This window comes from Halomonas sp. BM-2019 (assembly GCF_017584085.1).
Map to the genome: position 1 here is coordinate 415818 of NZ_CP071922.1, position 8767 is coordinate 424584.

The following is an 8767-nucleotide window of genomic DNA, read 5'->3' on the forward strand; positions in this document are numbered from 1 at the left end:
CTTCGCCCCCATCGAGCGCCAGCACGGCATCGTCTTCCGCGACTACTTCGCCGCTGCCCTGGGGCAGCTGCAGGAGATGGCCGACGACGGCCTGCTGGCGATCCGCGAGAACGAGATCGAGGTACTGCCCGCCGGTCGGCTGATGATGCGCAATGCCGCCATGGCCTTCGATGCCTACCTCAAGCCCGAGGAGAACCGCTACTCGCGCACCGTCTGAGTACCGCTGACCCACCCGATACGGCGCCGCCCCGTCATGGATGTGGGCGGCGTCGTCGCGTCGATGCCCGCTATCTCGGGCGCTCTCGCTGTCAAATGAAAAAGGGTCAAGTTGCTCTCCCTCAGGCACTATATATAGCGCTTGCGAGGGTAATATTGCCTATATATGGTAGATGGGCGTCGGATGAAGGAGCCTGGCCCGCGCTTGATGCATATCAGTGCAGGCCCGGGAAATTCGGCCCAGGATAGGCGGTTCGGCGGCCCAGGCCGCGTCGATCCCATCAGGAGAGCTGTCATGTCCCTGTCGTTGTTGCCTTTACCGTTACAGGCCCTGCCGCGCCTTCCCGCCCCCGTCCGTTTGATCCGCGCCGTCGATCCGCGAGTGCCGATTGTCGTGAAGCGCCGCCTGGTGGAGCCGCTGCTCAACCGCACCTTCGCCGAGCCCCTGGCCGAGGGGGAGTTCGACGCCCTGGAGGGGCGCCGCATCACCCTGGCCCTCGAGGACCTGGGCGTGGCGCTGACGCTCACCCTCGAGGCGGAGCGCCTGAGGGTGTGCGGCGAGCCCGGCGAGGCGATCATCCGCGGCGGCTGGCGCGAATTCCTCTGCCTGGCCACCCGGCGCGAGGACCCCGATGCGCTGTTCTTCCAGCGCCGCCTGCTGATCGAGGGCGACACCGAGCTCGGCCTGATGGTCAAGAACCTCCTCGACGGTCGCGAGGAGGGCCTGGCCCAGGGCCCCTTCGGTGAGCTGCTGGTGCGCCTCGAGCGCCTGCTGCGCCCCGCACGTTGAAAAATTCGAACCGTTGACCCTTACTGGAGATCCCTGAATGAGCACTTCCACCAAGGCCGTCAAGACATCCCACGAGGTGCCCATGCAAGCGCCCTCTCGCGATATTTGGGACGCCAAGTATCGCCTCAAGGATCGTCATGGCCGGCCCGTCGACCAGGACGTGGCCGCCACCTGGGAGCGCGTCGCGCGGGCCCTGGCCGCGGTGGAGGGCGACAAGGCCGAGGAGTGGCTGCCCAGGTTCCGCTGGGCGCTGGAAAACGGCGCGATTCCCGCCGGTCGCATCATGTCCAACGCCGGCGCCGAGGCCTACAAGCCGGCGGTGAGCCTGATCAACTGCACGGTGTCACGCACCATCCGCGACTCCATGCACGATATTCTCGACTCCGTGGTGGATGCCGGCATGACGCTGAAAGCCGGGGCTGGAATCGGTTATGACTTTTCCACCCTGCGCCACAAGGGTGCCTTCGTGTTCGGCGCCGGGGCCGGCACCAACGGCCCCCTGGCGTTCATGGATATCTACGACAAGATGTGCTTCACGGTGGCCTCCGCGGGCGGTCGCCGCGGTGCCCAGATGGGCACCTTCGACGTCGGCCACCCCGACGTGCGCGCCTTCATCGAGGCCAAGCGCGAAGCGGGCCGCCTGCGCCAGTTCAACCTGAGCCTGCTGATCACCGACGAGTTCATGGAGGCGGTGAAGCAGGACGCCGACTGGCCGCTGGCCTTCCCGCTGCACCCGGGCGAGAAGGATGACGTCGACGAGAGCGAGCTGATCTACCGCGACTGGCCGGTGGTGGAAGAGGGCTACACCCTCGACGCCGAGGGCCGCGTGGCCTGCCGCATCGTCGAGGTGATCCGCGCCCGCGAGCTGTGGGACACCATCATGCGTTCCACCTACGACTTCGCCGAGCCGGGCTTCATCCTGATCGACCAGGTCAACCGGATGAACAACAACTGGTTCTGCGAGGAGATCCGCGCCACCAATCCCTGCGTGACCGCGGATACCTGGGTACAGACCACCGAGGGGCCGCGTCAGGTCGCGCAGCTTGTCGGCCGTTCCTTTACCGCCGTGATCGATGGCGAGGCCCATCACAGCGGGCCGGAAGGATTCTTTCCAACGGCAACCAAGCCGGTGATTCGCCTCCAGACGGCCGAAGGCTATAGCCTGAAGTTGACCCCTGACCACCGAGTGCGGCGCGTGTCAGCCTTTACTCGCTATCGTACGGAGACGGAGTGGTGTGCCGCAGGAGAGCTGCAGGCCGGCGACCGCGTGTTGCTCAATGACCATCGTGATGCCCCGGAGTGGGGAGGCCAGCTCGATGAGTCGCAGGGCTATCTCCTGGGACTTTTGGTCGGCGATGGCACGCTCAAGAGCGACAAGGCGGTACTGTCCGTATGGTCGCAGGCCGCCGTGGCCAACGGTGACGATGGCGCTCTGAGTGAGGGAGTGCGTTCCGTCATGGCGCGGGCAGAGGCGGCAGCGAGAACCCTGCCGCATCGCGCCGACTTTGCCGGTTGGCAGCAGGTAAATGGGCGCGCGGAGTATCGTCTGTCGACCGCAGCGCTTCGTGACCTGGCGCTTCAGCTGGGCATGCGTCCCGGCGCCAAGACGATCACACCTGAGCTGGAGCAGGCGTCCTCGAGCGCCTACGCAGGGTTCCTCCGCGGCTTCTTTGATGCCGATGGATCGGTTCAGGGCGGTCAGGAAAAGGGGGTCAGTGTTCGGCTGTCACAGTCCGACCTTCCCCGTCTCGAGGCCGTGCAGCGGATGCTGCACCGATTGGGTATCGTCTCCACGATCTACCGTGATCGGCGCCAGGCATCGAATCGCCAGCTGCCCGATGGGCATGGTGGGCATCGGGAATATGCCACCCAGCCTCAGCATGAGCTGGTCATCGGTGGCGAGAACCTCGAACATTTCGCCTCGCGTATCGGCTTTGGTGATCGTGACAAGCAGGCGCGCCTGGAGGCTCTCCTGGAAGGCTACCGCCGTCGCCTCAATCGAGAGCGTTTCGTGGCTCGAGTCGTGGGTCATGAAGAAGCGGGTGTCGAAGAGGTCTATGATGTCCAGGTGCCGGGCCTAAATGCTTTTGATGCTAATTGTTTTCATGCGCATAATTGCGGCGAGCAACCATTACCGCCCGAGGGCGCCTGCCTGCTGGGCTCGGTGAACCTGACCCGCTTCGTCATCGACCCCTTCGGCAAGAAGCCTCGCTTCGACTGGGAGCGCTATCGCCAGGTGGTGGCGATCTTCACCCGCATGCTCGACAACGTGGTGGAGATCAGCGGCCTGCCGCTTCCGGGCCAGCGCCGCGAGATCGAGGCCAAGCGCCGCCACGGGATGGGCTTCCTGGGCCTGGGCTCCACCCTGACCATGCTCAAGATCCCCTACGGCTCGCCGGAGTCGTTGGCCTTCACCGAGGAGGTGAGCAAGGTGATGGCCATCGAGGGCTGGAAGCAGGCCCTGGAGCTCTCCCGGGAGAAGGGCATGGCTCCGGCGCTGGCCGAGGAGTACGCGATCACCCCGAAAATGCTGCGCGAGCGCCCCGAGCTCAAGCAGGACGGCTACGAGATCGGCGACAAGGTGCCGGGCCGCATCCTGCACGCCCGCTACAGCCGCTACCTGCAGAAGGTCGCCGAGGTGGCGCCGGAGCTGGTGGCGGCGCTCGCCGAGCATGGCGCGCGCTTCACCCACCACAGCTCCATCGCGCCTACCGGCACCATCTCGCTGTCGTTGGGCAACAACGCCTCCAACGGCATCGAGCCGTCGTTCTCGCACCGCTACTTCCGCAACGTGATCCAGTCGGGCAAGAAGACCAAGGAGCAGGTGGAGGTGGTCTCCTTCGAGCTGGCGGCCTACCGCCACTTCATCGCTGCCGACGCCGTGGAGAGCGACCTGCCGGACTACTTCATCACCGCCGATGCGGTGAGCCCCAAACAGCACGTGGCGGTTCAGGCCGCCGCCCAGGCCTGGGTCGACTCGGCGATCTCCAAGACGGTGAACGTGCCCACCGAGTTCCCCTTCGAGGCGTTCAAGGACCTCTACCTGGACGCCTACGCCAGCAAGCTCAAGGGCTGCACCACTTTCCGCTTCAACCCGGAGGCCTTCCAGGGCGTGCTGGTGCGCGAGGACGATCTCAAGAACACCACCTATGTGTTCGAGCTGGAGAACGGCGAGACCATCGAGCTTGCCGGTGACGAGAAGGTGATCTACGACGGCGAGGAGCACAACGCGGCCAATCTCTATGATGCGCTGAAGGAAGGCACCTATGGCAAGTGGTAACTCACGACCTACTGCGCTCGCCGAGGCGGCGTTGCAGTCTTTCTCGGAATGCTCATTTACGGCTCGTAAACTCCGCTTCCTCGAAATCCTACTCCTTGCCTCGCCTTCGCTCGTGACGGTCGTCAATGACCGTCACTCGAGCGTCACCGCACAACTTTCTGCAGGAGCCTCCTGATGGCCGTCGAGATCACGTCCAAGATCGTTTCCTACAGCGTCAAGAAGGCGGTGGAAGAGCCGCCGCTGGCCGAGGAGAATCCGCTCACGGTACGCATTCCCTCGCGTCCCGAGGGCACCCTGGAGGCCGTGTCGGAGAAGATCTCCTACGTCGGCGCCGAGGGGCGCAAGAAGGTCTACCTGCTGGTCTCCTTCATGCCCGTGGAGGGGGTGCTGGGCGGCAAGCGGGTGGTGATCGAGCGCCCGGTGGAGTTCTTCTTCCCCTCCGGCCAGCTCTCCAGCGAGCACCAGTGGATCACCGCCACCATGCGCAGCCTGTCGCTGGCCGCCCGCGGCGGCTACGTCACCCAGGCGGTGGCCGACCTGCGCAAGGTGGCCTGGGACAAGGGCCTGGTGCGCTGCGGCATGAACCGCTGGGGCAAGCCGATGTTCCACGACTCCGAGGTGGCGGCCATCGCCTGGTCGATCCAGCAGATCCTCTACCGCCGCGGCTTCCTCGACCAGGACGGCAACCAGGTGCCGGTGGAGGAGCTGGTGGCCCGCTACGCCCAGCGCCAGGCCAGCGGCCACCTGTGGCAGCCGCCCACTCCCGAGGAGCTCGAGGCGGCCGAACGCAAGGCCCGTGGGGCCGCCCAGGCCAAGGGCGACGGCCCCACCGTGGTGGGCCACTGCCCCGAGTGCAACGGCGAGCTGATCATGATGGACGGCTGCCCCACCTGCTACGCCGGCTGCGGCTGGTCCAAGTGCGGTTGACAGGAACGCGGTTAGCCACCGTGCGGCCAGGCTGACCCCCAGCCGACGAACGCCCACCGCCCCGGGTCACGAGAATGGCCCGGGGCGGTGGCGTTTAGGGGTTACTGATGCTGGACGACATCGCTCATAGCCTGACCCCGGTGCGTGCGGCGATCTCGAAGATCGGCGGGTGTTCGCCTCGGCCTGGGTAGTCGATCAGCAGGTCGATCTTCTGCTCCCCCAGCGCCTGCTGGACCTTGACCTGGAAGTGGATCTCGGCGCGAACGATCTCCTCGACATCGCTCATGTCGGTCGCAATCAACAGGTCGATATCCCCGCCACGTGCGCTATCGTCGGTGCGGGATCCGAACAGGGTCACACTCGCTCCGCGACCGAAGCAGTCGCGGGCGGCCTGACGGATGACATCCTGCTGATGAGGCGTGAGCCGCATCATGCCCTCCTGATCGCTTCTCAATTACAGTAGCTTAGCACAAGGAGGTGGCGGCTAGCCCCGCACCTCGAGGTGGTCGAAGTGGCGCCTGAGTCGCCGCACCAGGGCCTCCAGGCCGGCGATCGGCAGCTGGATCGCCGCGTCCGGCTCGGGGACGAGGAGAATCGCCATGGCGTTCACCCGAGGCTGGCCCGGCTATGGTCCATGCCGGGGCGGCCATGCCAGTAGCCGTCGCAGATCTCGGCATCCACCAGGCTGAGCGGGTCCGGCCCGGGCAGCTCGCCGCGGCGCGATGCGTCGAAGGCCGCCACCACCTCGGCCATGCCCTCGGGGCGGGGGCTCAGGCGGGCGATGCCCACGCCCATCTCGGCCATGGCGGGAAGCTCGTGGCGCAGGTCCTGACAGGCGCCGGAGAGGGTCTGGATGCCGTTGAGGGTGAACACCTGCTGGTCTTCCTGGGAGCGCAGGACCAGGCCCTCCGGGTGCTTCTGGCAGACGAACTGGCAGCGATCCTTGGGCTTCTGGTAGCGGCGTGCGGTGAAGCAGCGCGACGACCAGGCCAGCGGCAGGTGGCCGTAGGCGAACACCTCGCATGGGGCCTCGAGCCCCGCTTCGAGGCAGTCGGCCAGCAGGCGGGCCAGGTCATCCCGTGACATCTCCACCGGCGCCTGCCAGCGCCGCATGCCGGCCCGGGCCAGCACGGAAAGTGTGGCCGGGTTGTAGAGGTTGAGCGCGGCGCCGGCGACGAAGGGCAGGCCGGCCGAGGAGAGACGCTGCAGGGCACTCTGGTCGTTGGCCTCGACCAGGAACTCGCCGTTGTCGCAGAGCCTGCGCAGGTCACGCAGGTCGGCCTCGGACTCGATCAGCGTCTGGCTCGAGAGCACCACCTGCTTGCCGCTCTGAGCCAGCTCGCGACCGATGCCGAGCCAGTCGTCTAGCTTCATGTCCCGGCGCCGGGAGCAGACCGACTCGCCCAGGTGGACGATCTCGACGGGCCAGTCGGCGGCCCCGCGGTAGAAGTCGGCGTAGCGCGCGCGGGTCCAGTAGAAGAGCACCGGGCCCAGGGACAGCTGGAGCTTGGGGGTAGCGGACATGGGGCTCTCTCCTATTTCCAGCGGCGCTCGTAGGCGCCCAGGGTGGTGGTGCTGCCTTCGGAGACCTCGCCGAGGCCGCTCATCCAGGCGGGGTCGGCGTGGAAGCGGCCGGGGGCCCGCGCCAGGCGATCCAGGGCCTGGCGCCAGATGCCGGCCACCTTCGACACATAGGCCGGGCTACGCTGGCGGCCCTCGATCTTCACCGCGCTGATGCCCAGCTCCGCGAGCTCGGGCAAGAGCTCCAGGGTGTTGAGGCTGGTGGGCTCCTCGATGGCGTGGTAGGTCTCGCCGCCCACCTCGAAGCGCCCCTTGCACAGGGTGGGGTAGCCGGCGTTCTCGCCCTCGCCGTAGCGGTCGATCAGCACGCCGTTCAGCCGCGACTCCAGGCCCTCGGGGGTCTCCTCCCAGCGCACATGGGCGGCCGGCGAGCAGACGCCGCGGGTGTTGGGGGATTCGCCGGTGAGATACGACGAGAGGTAGCAGCGCCCCTCGGCCATGATGCAGAGGCTGCCGAAGGCGAACACCTCGAGCTCCACCGGGCTCTGCTTGGCCAGGTCCCGCACCTGGGTGATGGAGAGCACCCGGGGCAGCACGGCGCGCTTGATGCCGAACTGGTCGTGGTAGAAGCGCAGCGCCTCATGGCTGGTCGCCGAGCCCTGCACCGAGAGGTGGCGGGCGAGGTCCGGGTGGCGGCGGGCGGCGTAGTCGAGCAGCCCCATGTCGGCCAGGATCAGGGCGTCGACGCCGAGCTCCGCGGCCTGGTCCACGGCGCGGGTCCACAGGGCCCAGCCGTCCGGCTGCGGATAGGTGTTGATGGCGCAGAAGACCCTCTTGCCGCGGGCGTGGGCGTAGTCGATGCCTTCCCGGGCGCGCCTGTCGGTGAAGTTGAGCCCGGCGAACTGGCGGGCGTTGGTGGTGTTCTGGAAGCCGAAATAGACGGCATCGGCCCCTTCGTCCACGGCGCGCTTCAGGGCGGGCAGGTTGCCGGCGGGGCAGACGAGCTCCATGGTGAGCCTCCTGTGGTGGGAAACCCGACCATGCTAGTCGACCCTCCCCGCCGGGCCCTTGACTGGCGTCATGGCAAGGAACATTCGCGGATGGGCTGATCCAGGTCATGCCGGGGGCAGGAGGAGGGCGCCGGTCGCGAGCGCCTGGCCTAGTCTGGGTAAGGGCAGGCGCGCCGGGCGGGGTGGTCATGGATATCGAACGACTCTTCGATGCGAGCTACCTGCGGGTACTGGGCCGGGAGGTCGAGGGGCAGGCGTTCTTCGCGGCCTTCTACGAGCGCTTCCTGGCGGCCTCACCGGAGGTGGCGAGGAAGTTTCGCCATACCGACATGGTGCGCCAGCAGGCGATGCTCAAGAAGGCCTTCTATCACCTGCTGGCGTTCTACGCCTCGAGCCACGCCGACTACTACCTGCAGGAGGTGGCGATCAGCCACGATCGCGCCCACCTCGATATCGTCCCGGCGCTCTATGATCTGTGGCTCGAGTCCCTGATCGATACCGTGCGTGCCTTCGATGATCAGTTCGAGGATGAGATCGAGCTGGCCTGGCGGCTGGTGATGGCACCGGGCATCGTCTTCATGAAGTTCCACTACGACCGAGCCCCCACGGACGCCGTCCATGGGGGCGGGTGATCCATTCGATCGCCGGCTCAAAGCGGACTGGGCCGCCCGGGATTCAGCCGGCGCGTTCGAAGAGCAGGTTGTTCTCCAGGTGGATGTGCTGCATCAGGTCGTCGCGGAATTCGCGCAGCCCGGTGTAGAGGGCGCGCCAGGTGGTGCAGGCGCCCTTCGGCGGGGTGATGTTGTCGGTCAGCGCCAGCACCTGCTCGAGGTTCTCGCCGTGGTCGTCGTGCTCGTGGCGCATCACCGCGATGGGGCCCTGGGCCTGGGCGCCCATCCCCCGGCGCAACATCGGGAAGAGGATCTGCTCCTCCTTCTGCATATGGCTCTCCATCTCCTGGTGGATGAGGGTGAGCAGGTCGGCCAGGCCGTTGGGGCAGGTGTCGCGCTCGCCGTGGACCTG

Annotated in this window: 8 protein-coding genes and 1 pseudogene; 5 read left to right on the forward strand and 4 right to left on the reverse strand. The window is 66.9% G+C overall.

Features of this window, described 5'->3' with window-relative positions:
* From J5F18_RS02115 to J5F18_RS02130, 4 genes and pseudogenes are all read left to right on the forward strand, one after another.
* Positions 1–217 (forward strand): annotated as a pseudogene (locus tag J5F18_RS02115) (coproporphyrinogen III oxidase); the annotation flags it as partial.
* 294 nt (positions 218–511) lie between these two features.
* On the forward strand, positions 512–1006 hold the full coding sequence (locus tag J5F18_RS02120) for an SCP2 sterol-binding domain-containing protein (protein ID WP_346300707.1): 495 nt from the start codon (positions 512–514) through the stop codon (positions 1004–1006).
* Positions 1007–1043: 37 nt separating this feature from the next.
* Positions 1044–4286: an LAGLIDADG family homing endonuclease gene (locus tag J5F18_RS02125; RefSeq protein WP_346300708.1), complete on the forward strand. Its 3243-nt coding sequence runs from the start codon at positions 1044–1046 to the stop codon at positions 4284–4286.
* Positions 4287–4460: 174 nt separating this feature from the next.
* On the forward strand, positions 4461–5213 hold the full coding sequence (locus tag J5F18_RS02130; protein ID WP_346300709.1) for a ribonucleoside-diphosphate reductase: 753 nt from the start codon (positions 4461–4463) through the stop codon (positions 5211–5213).
* Positions 5214–5337: 124 nt separating this feature from the next.
* Here J5F18_RS02130 and J5F18_RS02135 read toward each other — a convergent pair whose 3' ends face one another.
* The 3 genes from J5F18_RS02135 to J5F18_RS02145 all read right to left on the reverse strand — a co-directional run bounded on the left by J5F18_RS02135 (position 5338) and on the right by J5F18_RS02145 (position 7744).
* Positions 5338–5643 (reverse strand): nucleotidyltransferase domain-containing protein, encoded by a 306-nt coding sequence (locus J5F18_RS02135; RefSeq protein ID WP_346300710.1) that lies wholly within the window; start codon positions 5641–5643, stop codon positions 5338–5340.
* Positions 5644–5819: 176 nt separating this feature from the next.
* Positions 5820–6737: a U32 family peptidase gene (locus J5F18_RS02140; protein ID WP_346300711.1), complete on the reverse strand. Its 918-nt coding sequence runs from the start codon at positions 6735–6737 to the stop codon at positions 5820–5822.
* An 11-nt stretch (positions 6738–6748) separates the two neighbouring features.
* Positions 6749–7744 (reverse strand): peptidase U32 family protein, encoded by a 996-nt coding sequence (locus J5F18_RS02145; RefSeq protein ID WP_346300712.1) that lies wholly within the window; start codon positions 7742–7744, stop codon positions 6749–6751.
* Between the two features lie 188 nt (positions 7745–7932).
* Between J5F18_RS02145 and J5F18_RS02150 the strand changes: the two genes are divergently transcribed.
* The gene (locus tag J5F18_RS02150; protein WP_346300713.1) at positions 7933–8376 is read left to right on the forward strand and encodes a globin; all 444 of its coding nucleotides are present in this window, start codon (positions 7933–7935) and stop codon (positions 8374–8376) included.
* Between the two features lie 43 nt (positions 8377–8419).
* Here J5F18_RS02150 and J5F18_RS02155 read toward each other — a convergent pair.
* Positions 8420–8767: hemerythrin domain-containing protein (locus J5F18_RS02155; protein WP_346300714.1), on the reverse strand; the 348-nt coding region annotated here is incomplete at its 5' end.